We start from the raw sequence: 19765 nt of genomic DNA on the forward strand, positions 1-19765 counted from the left end.
ACCCAGAGCCTACAGTTTGTGGATCAATGCGTTTTGCAGTATTATCTGAACACGGCCGATGAGAGGAGACGCTTCGTTATGCCTGTCCGTACGTGCGCGATTATCTGAACTTCTGGGCGATGGGGAGCGATAGCTTGCCGGTGCGGGAAAAGCGATCTATGGATTCCTGGAAGTGGAGCGACTGAGGTGAAAAAGGCACCGTGGATGACACGGTGATTTTGGATTCGCTCTATTATATGGCACTCAACAGCGCGAAAAAGATGGCACTGGAGTTGGGTGAAAATAAGGATATTTTCTGGCATGATGAATGGGTCGATACCCTGAAAAAAGAGTTTAACAGAAAATGCTGGAAGGGAAAATATTACAGTAGCAACGCCAAAAAGTTTCAGGATGACCGCGCCAACGCACTGGCCAGTCTCTCCGGTCTGGCCGGAGCGGAAAAACAGCCATCCATCGTCGGAAATGTGCTGATTCCGAATCAATATTGCAGTCCGCATTTTGAATGGATGGTGGAAGAGGCCATGTGCTATGCCAGATATTACGAAGCCGCACTCAAATGCATAAAGGAACGGTATCAACTGCATTGTGGCTGTTTAGTGATATTTTTGAAGGATTTTCAGCGGTCCAGTTAGACTTACAGGATCGGCCGATCTTTCTTATGGTGGAACTACTTTGGCGCATCCGATAATATCGGCTCCCTTCACTCGTTGGTTCCGAGCCTTCAAGATGAACCCCTTAGGAGCATTATGTGGCGCACTTCCCTTAGCGAAAATTTTATAAACTGCAACTACTTTTGAGTAGTTATGGAAGCAGATAAGCAGGGTGTTGATTCACTCGAAGATAAGCTTGCGGATATCGACCGCCACCTGCATGACATCCGGTCGGATGTTTCAAAAATCCTGAAAACACTCCAGGATGAACTGGAGCATTTTAGGGAGCGGGAGTTCTGGCAGGAATACCGCGAGACCTACAACCAGGAGTAAGGGCGCTTATGCCTTTACTCCTTTTTTCATTTTTGGCTGAAACTCCGGATCATATGTCTTTGTGATTTATGCGCATTGTGAACCGCGCTGTTATCGGGTGACTTCTGCCAGGCGGCAGAACTGTTTTCCCGGCGACTGAACGATGGCGAGCACCGCTTTGATGCACTGTCCGTTCAGCACCTCAACGCGGAAATCATTGTGTCGTCGCAAGGTTCTTACCATGACCGGCGCACCGCGTTGGCGCGAATGTTGGAGCAGGTGGGGCATGGCGTCTATTTCGCGGACGAGGTGAACTATGACCGGATCGTGAAGCTGGCCAGGAAATATGTCAGTACGCACTGGTCGCATGAACGAGCCTGGAACCTGCTGCGCAGCAGCCGGTCGGGCTTTTCGGAGCTGCGGGCGTTTGTAAAGCAAAAGCACCCGAAGCTGAAGATCGGAAGCTACGACGACATGAACGATCTCGATCTGGCCAACCTGTTGTCGGTCGGGGATTTCATGGAAGAGGAACAGAGCCTGGTGCTCGAAGCCCTCTGCTGCCGCAACTTCCGCAAGGTGTCAGCGCTGCGCGGTTTGACCGATGACCGGCACCGGTTGCGGTTTCGTGACCGGATCGACTGGTTCGAGCTGGTCGTCAATCCCAACCGCACACACGACTGCGGCCAGATGAAATATTCATGCGGGGTGCATGGCAACACGGTTCATTTCGAGCCGGAATTGGTGGCTTCCGTGTCACAGCGGAAGTTCGCCAGGGCGTTCGCGCGGGAATACCGCACGATTGGCGGTGACTATTGTTTCGCCATGCCAGTGACGCAGGTGCAGGAGATCCTTGATAACGAGGAGGTGACGCTGCGATTCAACAATGTGCGCTACCTGCAACGGTTGAGTCCGTTGCACTCGACGGCGCGGTTGCGCAAGGAGCAGATTCCAAGGTTTGGAATCTCGTGGCGCAAGATGGAAACGCTTGACCAATTCCGCGATGCGTTGCGTACGCACGGTTGGAAGATTTCGGGCAGAAAGTCCGATCTGATCAAGCGCACGGCCAAGCTTGCAGCTGAAAGATATGCGGAGGTTGTGCCTGTGCTCAGCGAATGGTTTTCGGATCAACGCTACGTGCGTGTTCCGAATGCACAGCGGTTTCCAACACCGTTTCCCCTGCTGGAGGACGAGTCGCTTCAGAACTTGCTATTGAGCATGTTTTTGATGCGGCACCTACGGGGCAATACGGTGGTGGACGTAAACCACGAAAACCAATCCGTTCAGCCGGAGGACATGGCCGAGGCGCTGCTCGTCGGCAAAACGGAGCTGAAGGGCTGTTTCCTTAAAGTATGAAAATAGAACGGAGTGAAGTCATGAAAATATGGCTGGCGGCAATATCGCACAAGCACGGCACAACCGTCTATGCGGCGGTGTCGCGCGATCGGTTGATCCATGAACTGTATGGATATGTGCAGTCGTGGTGGAAGCAGGAACTGCCGGATGACCCGTTCCCGGCTGGCATGCCGGAGGAAGAGGCGGTTGATCTCTACTTCAAGAAAATCGACTACGAATACCTGGAGTTTGTCGATGAGACCGAGCTGGCAGGCAGCGACTGAAAGAAAACCGAACACAACAATAATCCTGAAAAGCGCGAACGGCCATGGCTGTCGCGCTTTTCTCATAAACGGAAAGGAAGAACAGTCATGAAGAAGGAATATGAAGCGGCCTTCCACGAAACCCGATCCGCCTTTGGCGTGGAGCTGGACATCGCTGTTCCTGGCCACACCCATCCCGTGCTGGTTGCACAGGATGTGTTTGGCGAGGCCGAGGAGCAGATGCAGCTGCTGGTCTATCCGGCAGGAGTAGATCAGGAGACTGAATCCGCAGTCAGTATTCTTCTTCTCGTAGTGCTAATGCACTGTAAATGTTTTGGTTGATGTTAAAACCGTATACAGCGCGTTGAATCAGAGTCTCTGAAACGGCTTGGGCTTTCATCATAAGTTCAATCGATAAGTAAGCGGCGTCTCTATTTTTAGTTTCCTTGAAAACCCTACGCATCATAGATGATGCAATGTTAAGCAAATCGGTTGCTTCTGCTGATGATCCATAGACCTGCTCATATATTGATTCAATAAAGGAAACAAAGTGGATATAAGTGTTGTGCACATCAGGAGTTACACGCAGCACTGGCAAATAGTTTCTCAGAAATTCTACGTCATCATTCGGGGAAACTCCAAAAGGCATTTTAGGGCGAAAAGGTGTATATAATCGCTTGGGGTAGGAGGGGTGAATTGTGGTTTTTTCGACTGTGAAGCTGTTATTGTGGCAAGTTCCACACTCAAAAGATTCGCTACGAGAGGCATAGCTAGATGAACCACATTTGTTGCAGAGGCGACATTCAAATGCCTCGAAACAGATGCTTTCAAATTCATTTTTTTTGCATTTGGGACATGATAGTTCTTTATTTTTAATTCCTTGTATTTTGCTTGCAAGAAGCAATTTGCCTAAAGTTACGTCAATCCACGAAACTTCATCGCATGAGCGGCAGCGAAAGTGCAGTTGGCCATTAAAAGATAACTGGCCTTTGACTATAGGATCAGTGAATTCCGCGGGTAACTCCTTTTCAGACAAGAACGTGCTCATGATTACCTCTTAAAGTAATTGCTTTTATAATGTTGGATTTATGTCGCAAGCCTAGAGCTCGCGAATGAATCCATATCAGACAAGTGTTAACAATAGTGAACGAAGTTGAGTCTGAGAAGACGATTGATTGTGTTAATAAGGTGGTCATGCTCTAAGAGTCGAAGAAAACCGGCTTGCACCCGTATTTGATTGAGAGCCAAACTTTCCGGTTTCTTTCCGGTTATTCCCTAAAAATGGCTGGAAATATCTAGAGCTATCGGATTCATGGGAGAAGCTGTGAAATAATGTTTTAGGTAATAAAAAAGGGGCTTATCGGTTAAGATAAGCCCCTTGAAGATGGAGCGGGCGAACAGATTCGAACTGTCGTAACCAGCTTGGAAGGCTGGGGTTCTACCATTGAACTACGCCCGCAGTTTGAATGGTTTCCCGTTCAAACGAGCGCATAAAGTACCTGCGAAGGCGGGGTGCGTCAAGGCCTCTTGCTTAACTTTTTTCAAACACTCGGAAGGTTGGGTAAAATCAGGTCAAATGCCTGCCGTATATGGTTGATCGCCTCGATTGTCGCCCCGTATATTCGTCAGCTTAATTGATGGATATTGAGGGGCGAATGCTTTCTGGAATCAAGGAAATCGTGATTATCGCATGTGTTTTGGCGGGTTTGTTCGTGCTGCCTCGCATGATGCGGCGGAGGGATGTCGCGCGTGGCGGGGAAAAGCGGCATGCACCGGTGAGAAGGAACCGTGGTCTGTTACGTTTGGGGCTGTTGCTTTCCGTGCTGTGGGTTGCCTTGGCTTTCGTTTTGCTGAACCCATTGTCCGGGAATTTGCTGCCGTTTCTTGGCGCCGGGGTTTTGCCGGTTGGGCTTGGCTGGGGGATCCGCTGGGTGGTGCTGGGGTTCAGATCGGCGAGTTAGCCGTTCTTGAGGTTCCAGAGCCAGAACTTCAGCCGCTTGAGGATCGGGGGCTTGTTCCCGGCTTTCCTGATGTGGGCGCGCGCTTTCCCCGGCTTGGGGTGGTTCGCCGGTTCCCGCATATAGTCTCGGTCGGAGATTCCCATTTGGATTTGCTTGCCCTTCGTTTAACAATTCGCGAACAGTATGCACCCCATGACCCAAAAAAAGAAGACAACTTTACGTGTGATGACCGATAATTGGTTGGATCCTCTTGATTTCAAGGCGGAATTCCCGCATCCGGAACGCCCGCTGGAAGTGGATATAGGTTCAGGAAAGGGGCGCTTTCTCGTTGCCCGGTCCGGCAAGTTTCCTGAAACCAATTTCCTGGGGATCGAGCGTCAGAAGATTCGAATTCATAGTAGTGGGCGCAGGTGCGAACGGGCCGGGCGCGAAAACGTCCGGGTTTTCCGGATGGAAGGCTTCTATGCCATTAGCAAAATGATGCCCGCAAACTATGTGGCGAACTACTATTTCTTTTTTCCGGACCCTTGGCCCAAAGCGCGTCACCAGGACCAGCGACTGTTTAATCCGGCGTTCATGGATGCACTTTTCAAAACCCTTGAGGACGACGGGTGCCTGCATGTCGCCACCGACCATCTACCATATTTCGAGGAAATCCGCGGTCTCCTGCAACAGGATGAGCGGTTCGAGGAGATTGAGGCTTTTGTTCCGGACGAGGAGGAAACAACCGATTTTGAGCTGATCTTTTCCCATAAGCAGATTGGGCGGTGTTCCTTCCGCAAAGTGAGTTGATGGCGAAAAAGAAACCAGATGTCTCCATGCACAGCCATGGGCTGTACGATGGGTGGGACCGAGAAAGCAAGGATTTGCCCAACCTGGTGAAAATCACCACCGAGATCGAAACCGCGTTGGATGTTGAATTCGGCTACATCCTGCGCATCCGCAATGCACGGAATAGCAAGATCACATTCCGGATCGAGCATCCGCCCTTCAAGGGGCCGGGGGGTGGCATTGCTCCTCCGTTCGTGGGCGAGCTTTATGTGAAGACCAATGATTTCCGTTTTTTCCTCGGCGACACCATTTGGGCTCCGGTCGAGGACAAGCGGGGGGAGTGGCGGTTGATCACCTGGCTGGACGGCGAAAAGGTGGCCGACAAGACGTTGACGATGGTTTAGGGGATTTCCAGTTCGATGGATCGGACGAGAAACTCACGACCACCCATCAGCTTCACTTCGTTCGATCCGCATGCGCGACAGAGCAAGAACGTCGGTTCCGGATGCGAGACGGCCTTGCATTGGCAACATTCGACCTCCACCGGTAGCTCCTCGATTTCAAGAACGGCGTTTTCCGCCAACGTACCTTCGGCGGCAAAGGGGAAGGCAAACTCGAAGGCATCGCGTTCGACGCCTGAATATTTTCCGATTACCAAAACAATGCGGTCGATCCGCAGTGCGTTTTGCATGGATGCCGCTTGTTCAAGCTGCTCCACCAATCCCTGTGCCAATGAAAGCTCATGCATGGAACCAGTTTAACGGGTTCCAGGCTGAATGGAAGACTTTGCGCCTTTTTTGGATGAGATCTAAATTATGGGATGTGCTTGTCGTTGGAAAATCCGCCGCTATACTGTTCCCGTTCGGAGAAACATTAACCATACTAACAAAGGACTAAGGAGGCCGTCATGGGTGCTGTGTCGAATCTACTCGATTCAAAGGGATATGATGTGTTGACCGTAAAGCCGGAACAACCGGTTCACGAAGCCATCGAACAAATGGAAAGCATTTCCGCCGGCACTGCGCTGGTAATGGATGGTGGAGATGTGGTTGGCATCATTTCCGAGCGGGATGTGTTCCGCAAGGTGGTACTGGAAGGCAAGAGCATCGACGACGTTACGGTGCAGGACATCATGTCGGGCAACCTGACGACGGTTACGCCGGAAACTCCGCTGGATGAATGCATGCAGCTCATGACGGAAAAGCGCATTCGCCACCTGCCGGTACTGCGCGACAAGGCCCTTTGCGGAATCGTATCCATTGGCGATGTGGTGAAATACCTGGTTGTCGAAAAAGACTTCAAGATCAAGAATCTGGAAACCTATATCAGCGGCGTGATGTAGACTCTTTCGCACTGGATACAAAGAAAAGCTCCCTTGTGCGGGAGCTTTTTTCGTGGATGGAGGGGGCGAGAGCTTCTGCCCCCGGGTCGGCAAGGCCGCCGGTCTACATCACCATGTTTTCCAGATCCGGACGCGAAACATGCTCCAGCGAATCGGTCACGGCATCGGCTTCCATCAGATATTCCCGGTCATAGCTGTTGGTTACGGCCAGCACTTTCAGCCCCGCTCCTTTGGCGGACATGATTCCGGCCGGCGTATCCTCGATCGCGATGACCGAGGCGGGGTCGTCGATTCCCAGTTTTTCAAGGGTGAGCCTATAGGGGGCCGGATCCGGCTTGCTCTTGGGGGTGTCTTCGGCCGTGACAATGGCCGAGAATGCATGGTCGATCCCCAGCTTTTCGATGACCGGGATAATGTCTTCCCGCAAGGCACCGCTGCACAAGGCGACGGGCAGGCGGACCGGAATGCTTTTGATTAGTTCGACCGCTCCGGGCAAAGGCGTTGCCTCGCCCTTCTGCACATATTTCTGGAAAATCGCGGCCTTTTCCTCGATTAGATGCTTCAGATCCTTCGTGCAGATTTTCTTCTTGTTGTTCTTGAGTACGGTTCGGAAGGCATCCCGGTCGTCGAATCCAATGTATGTGCTGCAATAGTCATCCCACAGGATTTCGATCCCCAGCGGTTTAAGAACTTCGTTGAACGCGCGGAAATGCATCGGTTCGCTATCCACGATGATGCCGTCAAAATCAAATACTACTGCAGCAAGCATTCTCCATCCCCTGTCTTAGGTAAAGCGCCGTACTTTCGTGTCTCATTCGCGGCTTGTCAAATTTATTGGATGTTTTGCCATGCTTCTTCCAGTCGTTGTGTCGAAACCTTGAGGGGCGTCTTGATTTCGGGAGCAAAGCGGTTGACGCGGAATTCCTCCAGCATCATGGCGAATTCGAGGAGCCCGTGGGCACCGGCAATATCATCGCTTTCAAGCAGCCTTTCGTTGAGTCGGTTCTGGAAGGGGGCGATTTCCAGCAATTTACGGGCATCGGCCTGCGGATTGTTGCGGATGCGCTGGATGCGCACCTGCATGGCCTTTAAATAGCGCGGGTAGCGGCCGAATACATCCAACGTCCGGAGGAAGCCAGGGCGGAACAGGAACGCCAGCTGCATCTCCAGGTCGTGAAGCGTGTCGAAATCGGCACTCAGGTTGGAAGTCGCCGCGACGATCTCCTCCCGCTGCTCCGCCATTTGGGTCAGTAGACCGGCGTTCTCGTCGACGGTTTCGTAAAGGATGGTTCGGGCGTGCGCCGCCCGTTCGTTAAAGCTTTCGCCATTGCGGATCCCCAACCTCGAATCATTGGTCAGTGCCTCGACGATCGAAGCATCCATCAGGTCGCCAAGAAAATCGCTATCGATGGACGAAAGGGTCAATTGGAGCATTGGGGTGAGCGGAGGCCGCTTTTCCACATACCTGACCTGGTCTTTTTGCTGCAACCGGAAAAGTGCCGCCAAACCCGCCCTGTGCGAATATTCCGCATCCGTCTGGCTCAGGAACACGCTGCGCCCAACGCCTCCGGCTTCGGCGGTCAGCGCGGGATGGCCGCGGGTCTTCTGGCTGTCGTCGCTCGTGATGAATTCCGGAAGCTCCCCGCCCGGCCAAACCCGACCCAGGGGCAACGTCCACTTGGCAAAAGCGCTCTCCGCGCCACTGCGATGAACATGCAACCGATGCTCCTCGGAAATCGAGGTGTGCACCCGGACAATTTCATCGTTCCTTGTTTCGATCACCTTCATGCGCAGGCATTCCGGCAGGACTGATTCATCGAAGTCCGAGGCATCCACCGGCAGCTTAAACTCCTGTTGCAGCCACGCCGAAATGGCATCCAGCAAGGGGCGCTCAAGCACACTTGCGCAAGTGTGCTTGAAGCGTTTGGCCGTCTGGTCGATGGGTGCAATGGAGGTGCGCAGGTTTTTCGGAAGGGTCCGCAGCAGGCGGTTGGTCTTTTCCTCCAGCCAGCCCGGGACGAGCCAGTCCGGCGCCCAGTCGGGTAGGAAGGCGAGTTTGTCGGTCGGGCAGACCAGGGCGATACCGTCGAGCTCTTCGCCGGGATCGAAGGTGTAGATCAGGTGGAAATCTTCCCCGTGGAAGGTGAGATGGTCGGGATAGTCCTCCGGGTGAATCGGTTCCGATTGCGGATACGTGGCATCCTTCAACCGCATCGCAATGCGCGCCTTTGATTTCCGGATCCATTGTTCCAGCGTTTTGACCGAATGGACGTCGTTCGGCAATACCCGGTCGAAATGGTCGTAGATGGCATCGTGGTCGAGCAGGGCGCCGGGGCGGCGGATGCGTTCCTCCAATGCCTGGATGTCGTCGAGCATCTGCCGGTGTAGCTTGAACCACCCCCCGCGCGTGTTCAGGTTGGCCGGCACCATGCCTTCGCGGATAAATATTTTGCGTGCTTCTTCGGGATTGACCGTTCCGAAGTGGACGTTCTTTCCGGAGCGAAGGGTGAGGCCGCCGGAGATGACCGATTCCTTGGCATAGACAAACCCCTTGTCGGGATCCCACGCCGGATTGCCATAGACGGCCTTGCAAAGGTGCGGAGCGACCGCCTCCACCCATTCCGGCTGGATTTCGGCCACGGTACGCGCGTAAAGCTTGGTGGTTTCCACCAGCGAAAAGGTCATCACCCAATCCGGCGGCTTTTTGAACAGCCCGGACCCCGGAAAGATGAAAAACTTACGGTTGCGCGCGGCGCAAAACTCGCGCTCTTCGCCCTTGAGACCAATGTTGGCCGGTAACCCCGCCAGCAGGCTGCGGTGGATCGAAGCATACTGCTCTAAATTAGAAGGACTCATATCGAAAGCCGAAACAATTTTCGAATGTTCAGAATTCGAATGTTGTAAGCTTTTCGATTTGGAGTTTTGGGCTTTGTTTCGGGCTTCGGATTTAGAGTTTAGCGTTTCGCGGGCTTGCTCGCGCAGGTCCTGCCAGAGGTTGCGCCATTCCATGACGCGGCGATAGTTGACGAAGTTTTTTTTGCAGAACCGTCGCAGCCTGCCGTGCGACCCACCTCCGCCGCGCTCGTCCTCGATGGCGTTCCACAGGTTGAGGATGGTGATGAAGTCGGACTTCGGATCTTTCCATTGGGCATGGGCCAGGTCGGCGGCATCGGCCTTTTCGGTTGGACGTTCGCGTACATCCTGGATCGAAAGAAAGGCGACAAGGATCAGGATCTCGGTCAGGGCGCCTTCGTCGATCGCCTGCACCAGCATGCGCGCAAGATGCGGGTCGGTGGGGAATTTCGCAATGTCCCGGCCCAATTGGGTCAGCTTGCGTCCGTCATCGATCGCCCCGATATCGCGCAACGTTTTATAGCCCTCGTTCACGAGCGTCGAACTCGGAGGATCGATCAGCGGAAAGCGGTCGATCGGGGGCAGGCCGAGCATGTCCATTTGCAGGATGACGCCCGCGAGCGAAGAGCGCCGTATTTCGGGGTCGGTATATTGCGCGCTGTTTTCGAGCGTATCCTTGTCATACAGGTAGATGCAGATGCCGTCGGTCACGCGGCCGCATCGTCCGCGCCGTTGCCGGGCGCTCGCCTGCGAAACCTGCTCGATCTGCAAGCCCTGCACCTGCGTGCGCGGGTTGTAGCGGCTCAGACGCACGAGGCCGGAGTCGATGACATAGTGGATGCCCGGAATCGTGATCGAGGTTTCGGCCACATTGGTCGCCAGGATGATGCGCCGCCTTCCGCCAACCTTGAAGACGCGCTGCTGCTCGCCCATGCTCAGGCGCCCGAACAGGGGAAGCACCTCCGTGTTTTTCCAGTGCTGGCCTTCCAGCTTTTTGGTGGCATCGCGGATTTCGCGTTCGCCCGGCAGGAAAATCAACACGTCTCCTTGGTCGTCGACATCCGAGATCCAGCGCATGGCCCGCAGAATATGGTTCGAAAGTTCCTCGTCCTTGCCGCCCGGCAGGAAAAAATCCTCAACCGGATAGGTGCGGCCCTCGACTTCAATCACCGGTGCGTCGTTGAAAAAACCTGAAAAGCTTTCGGCATCGAGCGTCGCCGAGCTGATGACCACCTTTAGATCCGGCCGGACGTCCAGCAGGTTTTTAAGGTAGCCGAGCAGGAAATCGATATTCAGGCTGCGCTCGTGCGCCTCGTCGATGATCAGGCAGTCGTATTGCTGCAGATGCCGGTCGCGCTGGGTTTCCGCCAGCAGGATGCCGTCGGTCATGAACTTAATGACCGTCTCGTCGCAGGTTGAATCGTCGAACCGCACCTGGCAGCCGACGCCCTTGCCATAGTCCGAGTCCATCTCCTCCGCCACGCGCCGCGCCATGCCCGTTGCCGCGAGTCGCCGCGGCTGGGTAACGCCGATGCGCCCGGTCTTGCCCGAACCGGCCTCCAACACAATCTTCGGCAGCTGGGTCGTCTTGCCCGAACCCGTCGTGCCGCAGACGATCACGACCTGGTTCTCTTTGATCAGCGTCAGGATTTCATTCTTTTTTCCGGAGACCGGCAGGATGTCGGGATAGTCGCACTTCAGCTGAACCGCCGCCCGTTTCTGCGCACGCTCCAGCGCCTGGGCATGCGCATCCCGAAGCTTTGCAACCAGCTTATCGGCCGGCTTGCCGTCGTGGATGCACTGCCGCACCCGCCGCATCAGCGAATTCAAGTAGGCGCGGTCGCGCAACAGCACGCCATCCAGCGACCGCTTCACCTTCTGCAATAATTCCTTCGTTTCCGGCTGATTCATGGGAGCCGGAAATAAGGGCATAGCCGACGGGCTAGATCAAGGTTTTTGACCGCAAAGACACAAGGGACCCGAAGCTTTAGGGAGGGGCGCTTATGATTGGGCGGCTTTCCGCTGCCGAACGATTTCGAAGAGGGTGACTCCGGTGGCAACGGAGACGTTGAGGCATTCCACGAATCCGGCCATGGGGATCGATAGGAGGTAGTCGCATTTGTCGCGCGTCAGTTGGCGCATCCCTTTTTCCTCCGATCCCATCACCAGCGCCAAGGGCCCTGAGAGGTCGGTTTCGTAGATGTTTTGGGTACCGAGGTGATCGGAGGTTCCGGCAATCCAGAGGCCATGCTTTTTGAGGTTGTCCATGGTGCGGGCGAGATTCGTGATGCGGAATATCGGGGTGTGGCTTGCCCCTCCGCAACTGACCTTTATCGCAACATCGGTGACCGGTGCGGCCTTGTCCTTCGGAATAATCACCGCGTCAACCCCCGCGCCGTTGGCCGAACGCAGGCAGGCGCCCAGGTTGTGGGGATCCTGGATGCAGTCCAGGATTAAAACCAGCGGATCCTTCGTGCCGGCGAGCAGGGCATCGAGCTCCGACTCGTCCTTGATCATTGCCTTGCTGCTGGCGGCATGTTTGTTGGAGCGGGCCTTGTTGCCGCTCCGGCCATGGTTGGATCCGCGTTTTTGAAATGGGTTGTTCGGTGTAGCCATAAAAAACATCCTATTGATGAAAGGTTGAACTATGGTTCAAACCCCAGGATTTCACGATATGGTTTTTTAAAAAAAAGTCATCGCGGAGGGGGGGGGCGTCTAGCCGGGGTAATGATGGGCGGAAGACTCAGCCGGGGTGTCGAATTCCGTGTGGATATGAATGCGCTTCAGCGCGATGCGGGAGTGCTCCGGCAAGGTTCCGTTGCGGTAGAAGGAACGGATGGTTTCCAGCGCCTGCAGACTTTCCTTCATCTGCTCTTCCAGGCGTTGGAAGTCGAGCCGGTCGAGTTCCTCCTCCTGCATGATTTCCAGGAGCGGGGTTTCCCCCTGGGCGTTCCGTGTTGCGTGGAACAAAAGGGAACCGAGAATCTGGAGGATTCCGGCGTGCCGGTCGTCGGATTGGTAAAAAAACTGGTTGTCGCAAAAATATTCGTAGCAGACCGACGGCCGGCCCTTTTTCAGCCGGCATCCCGTTGGGGTGAGAAATCCCTCCTGTTCGTCGAACAGATCGGCTTGTTGATGGACCTGTTTCAGGAAGGGGCTCTCGATGGCTTCCCGGCAGATGACCGCATCGCAGCAAACACTCGTGCATTGCGCGCAGAGCGAGGCGCATTGCATCAGCACCAGTTCCTGCAGGCCGGTTTCCAACTCGACATACTGCTCAACATACGCTTTCAGGGAATCATTCATAAGAGCCGAGAATAAGGGCATAGCCCGGCAAACGATTCAAGGAAGAAGGTTGTCTGTTTCGGGCTTTCGCGCTACTCTTCCGGCGTTGGAAGGAGGCGCAAGCCAATGAAAGCAGAACGCATGTGGCAGAAGGTGTTGGAGGAGTTTCCAGCGGATGCTCCCGCGGACCGGATCGAGTCCACCGCCAGGGTGCTGGAAGGCATGAGCTATGAACCGGTGCTGTTGCTCAAAACACCGGGTTTCTTGCGGATGGGACGCAACGATCTGGAGCACGAGATCGGTCGGGTCCATGAAATGACGATCAAGGAAATGATGGCCGAGGGGTTTTCCGAGAACGCCAATTTCAATGAATTCAAGGGCAAGCATCTCCAGCTTCTGGTCTATCACTATGGCTTGCTTTGCCGTCTGCGCACCGATGATCCAACGGCATGGGACATCGTCAACGAACTCTACGAAGACGATTAGCCATCCGGTTCCAGCGCAAAGGCACGAAGAGCGCGACGTTTCTGCGTTGTGGCCTTCGTGTCTGCGTGTTTAAACTCCCCGCATATTCAACGAAAGGGATAAACGATGATTAAGCATATCGTGATGTGGACGTTCAAGGAGGGCGTGGGCGAGGCTGAAAAGCTCGAGATGAAGCGCCAGCTGGAAGCGCTGAAGGGCGTGGCGCCAACGCTGATCGACATTGAAGTCGGGCTGGACGTGCTGGGCAGTGAGCAGTCGAAGGATATCGTGCTCTATTCCGAGTTTGCCTCGATGGACGACCTGAAGGCCTATGCCAACCATCCGGCGCACCTGAAGGTCGGGGCGTTCATTAAACCGCTCGTCTGCGAACGCCACGCCGTAGACTACGAAGTATAATTTCCATACAGCGGGAATTTTACAGGACTATTGATAACAAGACTATTCGGACTGCAATGAATCAGGTGGAGAAAAATAGTCCTGTTATCAATAGTTCTGTTAAACCTGATCGGCTGAGGTTACCTCGTGGATAAGAGCAACATTGTTTTGATCGGGATGCCGGCGAGCGGGAAAAGCACGGTGGGCGTTCAGCTGGCCAAGTGGCTTTCCATGGGGTTCCTCGATACCGACCTGCTCGTGCAGGCGCGCGCCGGCGAAAGCATGCAGGCGTTCCAGAACCGCGATGGGCTGGAGGCCTACCAGGCGCTGGAGTGCGATACGGTCAAATCCGTGGTTTGCGAAAACTGCGTCATCGCCACCGGCGGCAGCGCGGTCTATTGCGTCGGCGCGATGGAGCATCTCAAATCCATGGCCAAGATTATCTTCCTCGATGTTCCGCTCCTGGAAATCAAGCGCCGCATCGGCGATTATTCCGAGCGGGGAGTCATCATCAAACCCGGCATGACGCTCGACGATCTCTATGAAGAGCGCCGTCCGCTCTACCTCAGGCACGCCGATACGATTCTCGATTGCGCCGGCAGGAGCCAGAGCGACCTCCTGGCGGAGATCCGGGCCTTGGACTGCCACTAAATTCGGGCGTTAACCAAATAGTACGTTGAAAAACATTAGCCTTCGCATTCTAAAGGAATTTTTAACCACCCACTGCGTTAGAGGACTCAGAGACACAGAGGGTTAGGGCCGGCGCTGCGAGCTGGCTCCATCCCTGCAAAGCCGAAGCGCCGAAAGCCACCTCGCAACGGTCGCTTTCCTATATCAACGAGAGTTCAAGTTTGTGTTTCCGCTTTTTCCAGTCGGGCATTGTTGCTTCAAGCAGCTCATAGAACGCAGGGCTGTGATTGTGGTGTTTTAAATGGCATAGCTCATGGGTGAAGACATAATCGATGCATTCTTTGGGTGCTCGGATCAAATCGACATTGAGTGACAGGCGACCGCTCGTAGACAGGCTACCCCAGCGGGTTTTCATGCGCTTGATGACCAGCCTGGGTTTGCTTAGGCCCATTCTTCCAAATTTAGGCCAGCACCGTTCGAAGGCCTCGATAAATTTGATTTGCGCTTTTTCGGCGTACCAGTGATCCAGCAAGGATTGGGTGATTTGGGGAGTGGGGGAACCGTTAACAGATATCTGGAAATATCCACGGATCAGCTTAACGCCGCATTCCGCGGACCGAAGGATTTTGAGTCGATACTGACGGCCAAGGTATAGATGTGTTTCTCCGCCTAAATATTTCCTGGGTGGGGTTCGAGGTTCAAACTGATGAAAATAGTCCAGCTGTCGAACAATCCAGCGTCCTTTACGTTGCACCCGTCGAGCAATCAACTCCGGTTGGATTCCATTCGGAGCTTTAACCCGGATGCACTGATCCGGATACACTTCAATCTGCAGCGTTTTGCGTGCCGATAGAATCACCTCATACCGAAGGGTTCGGTTTCCATATTTTACCACTTGAACCATGGTTCTACTTTCCTGAGCGGTTTCGAGCAATGCGCATGGTGCTTTCGATCAACTCATCCATCTGATCCAGCGTTAGGTCGATGTCTGTTTTATCGCGGACTTCATCAAAGAGATAATCTTCAATTTCATTGATGGCGAGGTTCTGGGCATCACTGTCATCCCAGAAATGCACCAGCGAAATATGGGACTCAAGAATCCGGGCGATGGCCAGTGCTGCATCCGCAGAGAGCATTTCATTCTCTTCTCCGAACAGCGGTTTGATTACACCGAAGTAGGCCATAGCCTCCTCATTACTGCTGATGGATGTGGGGATGTCGTCGTGTTGTTTGGTAACCACCCGATGGCGAATATCAGTCACTTGTTCCAGATATTCCTGTGCGGAGATCACTTTCGCGCGAAAATCATCGATGGCATCCTGAATCAGTTTGGAAAATTTGGAATAAAACGCCGGGTCTTCCTCCATGCTTTCGGTAATGACTTTCTTTGTTGCATGGGCAATGGCATCGGCCTTGGCTCCGTCCGTTTTCTTTACGGTATAAACGCCCATCTCCTCTTTGACCGCACCAAACAACGTGTCATCAAAGATGTTCACCGGTTCATTCAGTTGGATTGCTTCGTTCGCCTGGATATGCGTGTCCAGCAGCTTTTTGATCTTAGGTTCATAATCCCGGTAATCGATGGATTCGGCATAGCGCATTTTGACGGAGACTTTCAGTTTGTGAAACCGCTTCAGGTCAGCCTTGTATTGTTCCAGCTTCAGATCCGTGATTTCCGTGACAAAACGTTCGCTCGACAAGGCGACGGCCAGGGTTTTGCTATATTCGGTCAGGCGGCTGTAAAACTCATCGCGCAGGTCTTCATCAGCCAGGAGTTGTTCATAGGCATCTTCGTCATAGGAGTTTTTCACTGCCTTGAAGAGATCCCACAGATCTGAATAGCGTTGGGGCAGTTGGTCGATCTGGCTTTGAATTGAGGTCAGGCTTCCGGCCAGATCATTTTCGTCAAAGCCTTCAAAGGCATCGTACATGCTCAGCGCCTTGTCCAGCTCTCCCAAAAGGCCGACATAATCCACGACATAGCCATAGTCTTTGTTTTCATGAACGCGGTTCACTCGGGCGATGGCCTGCAACAGGGTGTGTTCCCGCAGCTCTTTACAGAGATAAATCACGGTATTACACGGGGCATCAAAGCCGGTTAACAGTTTGCTGACCACAATCAGTATTTCCGGGTCTTCGCCGAATTTAAACTGGTTAATAACCTGCTTGTTGTAGTCCTCTTCGCTCCCGTAGCGCGCCATCATCTTGTTCCAGAAGCGGAGCACTTCATCCGAAGGTTCTTCATCCGTTTCTTCATAGCCGTCGCGGGTGTCGGGACCGCTGATGATCACTTCGCACGACACCGTATCCAGTTCATTCAGGAAATCACGATACATTAGAGCTGCGGCTTTACTGGGAGCCACCAGCTGCGCTTTAAAGCCGGTTCCCTGCCAGGCCTTGCGATAATGCTCGCTGATGTCGTAAGCGCGCATATAAACGACCTGTTCGGTTTTATTCAGCATTTCCGCACGGGCATATTTCTTCTTCAGGTCGGCCTGCTGTTCCTTGGTCAACCCTTTGGTGTGCCGTTCAAACCAGAGATCTATGGCCGCTTTATTCTGTTCCATCTCCACTAGACGGCCTTCGTAGAGCAGGGGAACCACTGCGCCATCCTCTACAGCTTGGCCGATGGAATAATGCGGCTCGATCAAACCGCCGAATTTAATAAAGTTGTTTTTCTCCTCCTTCATCAACGGTGTACCCGTAAAGCCGATATAACACGCTTTCGGGAACATCTGACGCATACGGGCCGAGAACGAACCAAACTGCGTGCGGTGGCTTTCGTCCACCAAAACAAAGATATCCGAAGAGTCGTCTTTGAAGGATCGCACCTTCATCGCCTTATCAAATTTATGGATCAGCGTCGTGACGATGCCCGCCTTGTGGGTGGCCACCAATTCCAGTAGATGGCGTCCGGAAGTGGCGCGTTCCGGATTCAGGCCGCAGGCGGCAAAGGTATTGCCCAGCTGTCGATCAAGGTCTTCGCGATCGGTTACCAGCACGATCCGGGGATTGGAAATGTCTGGATCCAGCGCCAGATTTCTCGCTAGCATCACCATGGTCAATGATTTGCCGGAGCCCTGGGTATGCCAGATAATGCCGCCTTTGCGCTGTCCCTCGGAGTCCTGCTGCTTGATCCGCTCCAGTGTGGATTTAATGACAAAGAACTGCTGATAGCGGGCAATTTTTTTTATCCCGCCATCAACCACGATAAATTTAAATACAAGCTCCAGTAAACGTTCAGGACGGCACAGCGCATGCAGTGCCTTATCCTGCTCCGTAACCAGCCGATCACCTTCATCTTCCAACCGTTGGAAAAAAGTTCGCGCTACAGCAAACTCACCACTGAAAAGCCGATCTTTGTTTTCAGCGGTCAGGGTTTTGTTAGTAATCCCATCAACCTCCAACTGACAACCATCAACTGCAGGTTCCTCTTTCCAAATACCCCAGAATTTTTTTCCGGTTCCGACGGTCGCATACTGCGCTTCATTTTTGCTGACGCCCATTACGAGCTGGGCATAGACAAACAGCTTCGGAATAAAGTCATCGCTCTGGTTGCGGATGGATTGTGAAATCGCCTGATCAATTTCAATGTCCGGCGCTTTACATTCAATCACCGCCAGCGGAATTCCGTTCACAAACAGGACAAGATCCGGGCGGGCGGTTTCCGTGCTGCGGGTGCGCTCCACACTGAATTCGGGAACCACATGAAATACATTATTCGCCGGGTTCTTCCAGTCGATGTAATGCAGATTAAAACTTTTGGAATCCCCTTCAATCGACTGCTCCATCGCGGTGCCGAGGGTGATCAGATCATAGACCGCTTCATTGGTTTTTTGCAGACCGTCGAACTTAATGTTTTTGAGCTTTTGGATCGCCGACTGAATATTCTCCTCGCTGAAAAGGTATTCACTGCCCTTGTAGTTGATTTGGTTGATACGTTTTAACTGATTACGTAGCGTGTTTTCCAGCAGCACATTGCTCCGCTTGCTCAACCGTTCTTTCAGCGCTTCTTCCGGGCTGAGATATTCATAGCCCAGCTTCAGCAGCACCTGGAGTGCCGGTATCTGCGACAGACGCTTCTCGTTTGTCGGGAATGATGAGTGATGGGTGATGAGTGATGAGTTATTTCCCATCTTTGCCTCCGGTTTGGGCGGTTTTAACGATGGCCGTGAGGATTCGAACCAGTTCGTCTGCTTCCTGTATGATTTCATCTAATTTTGTTTCTGAAATCAGTTCTGCTTCCTTGAGAAGACGTAACCAATAAAGCGTTTCCCGTGCTTCCTTTCTGGAAATTGACATTTTGGCTATGAAATCCGGTTTGCTTTGTCCTGCCTGAGCCTCTTCAGCATTAGCGCCTATCGACGTGCCCGAACGTAATAGTTGATGGGCCAACGTTCGCGATACCCGATCTTGTTTCTCCAGAAACTGGCAAAGTTTCACGATCCGCACAGCAAACTGGAAGGAACGATCTGTAATTTTTAATTCAGCACTCATAACTCATCCTTCATAATTTCTACGCTTCTCCAATCAGATTAGTCAGCATGGCGGCAATCACCTCTTTTTCCTGGGGGCGGCTTTCAGCAATCATCAGCGTCATGGCCACCAGGGCATTGTCGGCAATTCGCTTGTGGCCCTCTTTGTCATAGATCAGTTTATTCTTTTCCGCAAAGCGCAGGAAAACCGCCGCGGCGATCCGTTTGTTTCCATCGACAAAGCTGTGGTTTTTGACGAGAAAATAGAGCAGGTGCGCCGCTTTTTCCTCCACCGACGGATAAACGTCTTTTCCATCAAAACTCTGCATAACCGCATTCAGCGAACTGTGCAGGCTTTCATCCTTTTCTTTTCCAAAAACCGCCGAGTCGCCGAATTTTATGCGCATTGCATCAATCAGCTTCAGGGTTTCCTCATAGCTCACCGGTTTCGCTTTGCGTTTGGATGTTTTGCCGATGCCCACCCGCTGGTGATCATAATCATCCAGCAGATCCAGCGCGCCGGCATATTCCGATACGGTTTGAAGGAGGATCGATGCTTCATCGCCGGAGAGCGCTTTGCGCTTCGAAATATCGGCAGCCAGTTTGACGACCTGACCCAGCTGCTTTAATCGTTTTTCGTTTGCCGTGTACCCCTGGACAATATGCTGTTTTAAGACGTTAGTCGCCCAGATGCGGAACTCCGTGCCGCGTTTGGATTTGACCCGGTAGCCCACGGAAATAATCACGTCCAGATTGTAAAAACGCACCTTTCGGCGCACCTTTCGGTTGCCTTCCTGTTGAACTACCGAGGATTCCTCGGTAGTTGCCGCTTCTTCCAATTCACCTTCTTTGTAGGCGTTGCGGATATGGAGTCCAATGGTGTCCGTATCCTTCTCGAACAGCAGTCCCATCTGCTTCTGCGACAGCCAGATGGTTTCCTTTTCGAGCGTCGCATCCAGCTGAACACCGCCATCCTTGCTTCGATAAATGACCAATTCCTGTTTTTTACTCATAATCAGGCCTCATGTTC

24 protein-coding genes and 1 tRNA gene are annotated in these 19765 nt (G+C 53.2%); 12 read left to right on the forward strand and 13 right to left on the reverse strand.

All coding sequences use genetic code 11. The features are described 5' to 3' along the window. Positions 1 to 200: 200 nt before the first annotated feature. Entirely contained in the window at positions 201 to 632 is a 432-nt protein-coding gene (locus E9954_RS06105; RefSeq protein ID WP_136078330.1) for a hypothetical protein, read from the forward strand. A 171-nt stretch (positions 633 to 803) separates the two neighbouring features. Next, positions 804 to 983, forward strand: coding sequence for a hypothetical protein (locus E9954_RS06110; RefSeq protein ID WP_136078331.1), 180 nt, complete (start codon positions 804 to 806; stop codon positions 981 to 983). A 90-nt stretch (positions 984 to 1073) separates the two neighbouring features. Here the strand turns inward: E9954_RS06110 and E9954_RS33460 are convergent, their stop codons facing one another. After that, the gene (locus E9954_RS33460; RefSeq protein WP_281281196.1) at positions 1074 to 1205 is read right to left on the reverse strand and encodes a hypothetical protein; all 132 of its coding nucleotides are present in this window, start codon (positions 1203 to 1205) and stop codon (positions 1074 to 1076) included. A gap of 15 nt (positions 1206 to 1220) precedes the next feature. Here E9954_RS33460 and E9954_RS06115 point away from each other — a divergent pair, with 15 nt between their 5' ends. From E9954_RS06115 to E9954_RS06125, 3 genes are all read left to right on the forward strand, one after another. Next, positions 1221 to 2315, forward strand: a complete 1095-nt coding sequence (locus E9954_RS06115) for a hypothetical protein (RefSeq protein ID WP_136078332.1) — start codon at positions 1221 to 1223, stop codon at positions 2313 to 2315. A gap of 20 nt (positions 2316 to 2335) precedes the next feature. Continuing rightward, a complete protein-coding gene (locus tag E9954_RS06120; RefSeq protein WP_136078333.1) occupies positions 2336 to 2578 on the forward strand; it encodes a hypothetical protein in 243 nt (80 codons plus the stop codon). Between the two features lie 87 nt (positions 2579 to 2665). Then, positions 2666 to 2899 (forward strand): hypothetical protein, encoded by a 234-nt coding sequence (locus E9954_RS06125; protein ID WP_136078334.1) that lies wholly within the window; start codon positions 2666 to 2668, stop codon positions 2897 to 2899. Here the strand turns inward: E9954_RS06125 and E9954_RS06130 are convergent. Continuing rightward, positions 2850 to 3605 carry a hypothetical protein gene (locus tag E9954_RS06130; RefSeq protein ID WP_136078335.1) on the reverse strand — a complete coding sequence of 252 codons (756 nt, stop codon included), beginning with the start codon at positions 3603 to 3605 and terminating at the stop codon, positions 2850 to 2852. The genes E9954_RS06125 and E9954_RS06130 overlap by 50 nt on opposite strands. Positions 3606 to 3942: 337 nt before the next feature. Next, a tRNA-Gly gene (locus E9954_RS06135) sits at positions 3943 to 4016 on the reverse strand. A gap of 196 nt (positions 4017 to 4212) precedes the next feature. On the opposite strand from E9954_RS06135, the gene E9954_RS06140 reads away from it, so the two are divergent. After that, on the forward strand, positions 4213 to 4518 hold the full coding sequence (locus E9954_RS06140; protein WP_136078336.1) for a hypothetical protein: 306 nt from the start codon (positions 4213 to 4215) through the stop codon (positions 4516 to 4518). On the opposite strand, the gene E9954_RS32340 is transcribed toward E9954_RS06140, so the two are convergent. Next, positions 4515 to 4661, reverse strand: a complete 147-nt coding sequence (locus E9954_RS32340; RefSeq protein ID WP_168442019.1) for a hypothetical protein — start codon at positions 4659 to 4661, stop codon at positions 4515 to 4517. The genes E9954_RS06140 and E9954_RS32340 overlap by 4 nt on opposite strands. Before the next feature lie 82 nt (positions 4662 to 4743). Here E9954_RS32340 and trmB point away from each other — a divergent pair, with 82 nt between their 5' ends. Both trmB and E9954_RS06150 read left to right on the forward strand, forming a co-directional pair. Further along, on the forward strand, positions 4744 to 5310 hold the full coding sequence (trmB, locus tag E9954_RS06145; protein WP_168442020.1) for a tRNA (guanosine(46)-N7)-methyltransferase TrmB: 567 nt from the start codon (positions 4744 to 4746) through the stop codon (positions 5308 to 5310). Next, positions 5310 to 5693 carry a DUF3859 domain-containing protein gene (locus E9954_RS06150; protein WP_222847072.1) on the forward strand — a complete coding sequence of 128 codons (384 nt, stop codon included), beginning with the start codon at positions 5310 to 5312 and terminating at the stop codon, positions 5691 to 5693. Before trmB ends, E9954_RS06150 begins: the two co-directional genes overlap by 1 nt. On the opposite strand, the gene hypA is transcribed toward E9954_RS06150, so the two are convergent. Beyond that, on the reverse strand, positions 5690 to 6037 hold the full coding sequence (gene hypA / locus E9954_RS06155) for a hydrogenase maturation nickel metallochaperone HypA (RefSeq protein WP_136078339.1): 348 nt from the start codon (positions 6035 to 6037) through the stop codon (positions 5690 to 5692). The two genes, E9954_RS06150 and hypA, sit on opposite strands and share 4 nt — an antisense overlap. A gap of 159 nt (positions 6038 to 6196) precedes the next feature. On the opposite strand from hypA, the gene E9954_RS06160 reads away from it, so the two are divergent. Beyond that, the gene (locus E9954_RS06160; RefSeq protein WP_136078340.1) at positions 6197 to 6631 is read left to right on the forward strand and encodes a CBS domain-containing protein; all 435 of its coding nucleotides are present in this window, start codon (positions 6197 to 6199) and stop codon (positions 6629 to 6631) included. Between the two features lie 103 nt (positions 6632 to 6734). On the opposite strand, the gene E9954_RS06165 is transcribed toward E9954_RS06160, so the two are convergent. The 4 genes from E9954_RS06165 to E9954_RS06180 all read right to left on the reverse strand — a co-directional run bounded on the left by E9954_RS06165 (position 6735) and on the right by E9954_RS06180 (position 12790). Then, on the reverse strand, positions 6735 to 7400 hold the full coding sequence (locus E9954_RS06165; RefSeq protein ID WP_136078341.1) for an HAD family hydrolase: 666 nt from the start codon (positions 7398 to 7400) through the stop codon (positions 6735 to 6737). Positions 7401 to 7462: 62 nt separating this feature from the next. Then, complete coding sequence (gene hrpA / locus E9954_RS06170) at positions 7463 to 11395, reverse strand: ATP-dependent RNA helicase HrpA (RefSeq protein WP_168442022.1); 3933 nt, start codon at positions 11393 to 11395, stop codon at positions 7463 to 7465. Positions 11396 to 11485: 90 nt separating this feature from the next. Beyond that, positions 11486 to 12100, reverse strand: a complete 615-nt coding sequence (rlmB, locus tag E9954_RS06175) for a 23S rRNA (guanosine(2251)-2'-O)-methyltransferase RlmB (RefSeq protein ID WP_222847073.1) — start codon at positions 12098 to 12100, stop codon at positions 11486 to 11488. Between the two features lie 99 nt (positions 12101 to 12199). Further along, positions 12200 to 12790 (reverse strand): hypothetical protein, encoded by a 591-nt coding sequence (locus E9954_RS06180; RefSeq protein WP_136078344.1) that lies wholly within the window; start codon positions 12788 to 12790, stop codon positions 12200 to 12202. Positions 12791 to 12895: 105 nt separating this feature from the next. Between E9954_RS06180 and E9954_RS06185 the strand changes: the two genes are divergently transcribed. The 3 genes from E9954_RS06185 (at position 12896) to E9954_RS06195 (ending at position 14281) form a co-directional block, all read left to right on the forward strand. Further along, positions 12896 to 13255, forward strand: a complete 360-nt coding sequence (locus E9954_RS06185) for a hypothetical protein (RefSeq protein WP_136078345.1) — start codon at positions 12896 to 12898, stop codon at positions 13253 to 13255. Positions 13256 to 13360: 105 nt separating this feature from the next. Further along, the gene (locus E9954_RS06190) at positions 13361 to 13651 is read left to right on the forward strand and encodes a Dabb family protein (RefSeq protein ID WP_136078346.1); all 291 of its coding nucleotides are present in this window, start codon (positions 13361 to 13363) and stop codon (positions 13649 to 13651) included. 126 nt (positions 13652 to 13777) lie between these two features. After that, complete coding sequence (locus tag E9954_RS06195; RefSeq protein ID WP_136078347.1) at positions 13778 to 14281, forward strand: shikimate kinase; 504 nt, start codon at positions 13778 to 13780, stop codon at positions 14279 to 14281. 178 nt (positions 14282 to 14459) lie between these two features. Here E9954_RS06195 and E9954_RS06200 read toward each other — a convergent pair whose 3' ends face one another. The 4 genes from E9954_RS06200 to rhuM are packed head-to-tail and all read right to left on the reverse strand — an operon-like array spanning position 14460 to position 19748. Beyond that, positions 14460 to 15164, reverse strand: coding sequence for a M48 family metallopeptidase (locus tag E9954_RS06200; RefSeq protein ID WP_136078348.1), 705 nt, complete (start codon positions 15162 to 15164; stop codon positions 14460 to 14462). Between the two features lie 4 nt (positions 15165 to 15168). Then, positions 15169 to 18396 (reverse strand): type I restriction endonuclease subunit R, encoded by a 3228-nt coding sequence (locus E9954_RS06205; protein WP_136078349.1) that lies wholly within the window; start codon positions 18394 to 18396, stop codon positions 15169 to 15171. After that, on the reverse strand, positions 18386 to 18757 hold the full coding sequence (locus E9954_RS06210) for a four helix bundle protein (RefSeq protein WP_136078350.1): 372 nt from the start codon (positions 18755 to 18757) through the stop codon (positions 18386 to 18388). The genes E9954_RS06205 and E9954_RS06210 overlap by 11 nt, the downstream gene beginning before the upstream one ends. Positions 18758 to 18776: 19 nt before the next feature. Next, complete coding sequence (rhuM, locus tag E9954_RS06215; RefSeq protein WP_136078351.1) at positions 18777 to 19748, reverse strand: Fic family protein; 972 nt, start codon at positions 19746 to 19748, stop codon at positions 18777 to 18779. Positions 19749 to 19765: the final 17 nt, after the last annotated feature.

It is taken from the genome of Pontiella desulfatans, from assembly GCF_900890425.1.
GTDB lineage: Bacteria > Verrucomicrobiota > Kiritimatiellia > Kiritimatiellales > Pontiellaceae > Pontiella > Pontiella desulfatans.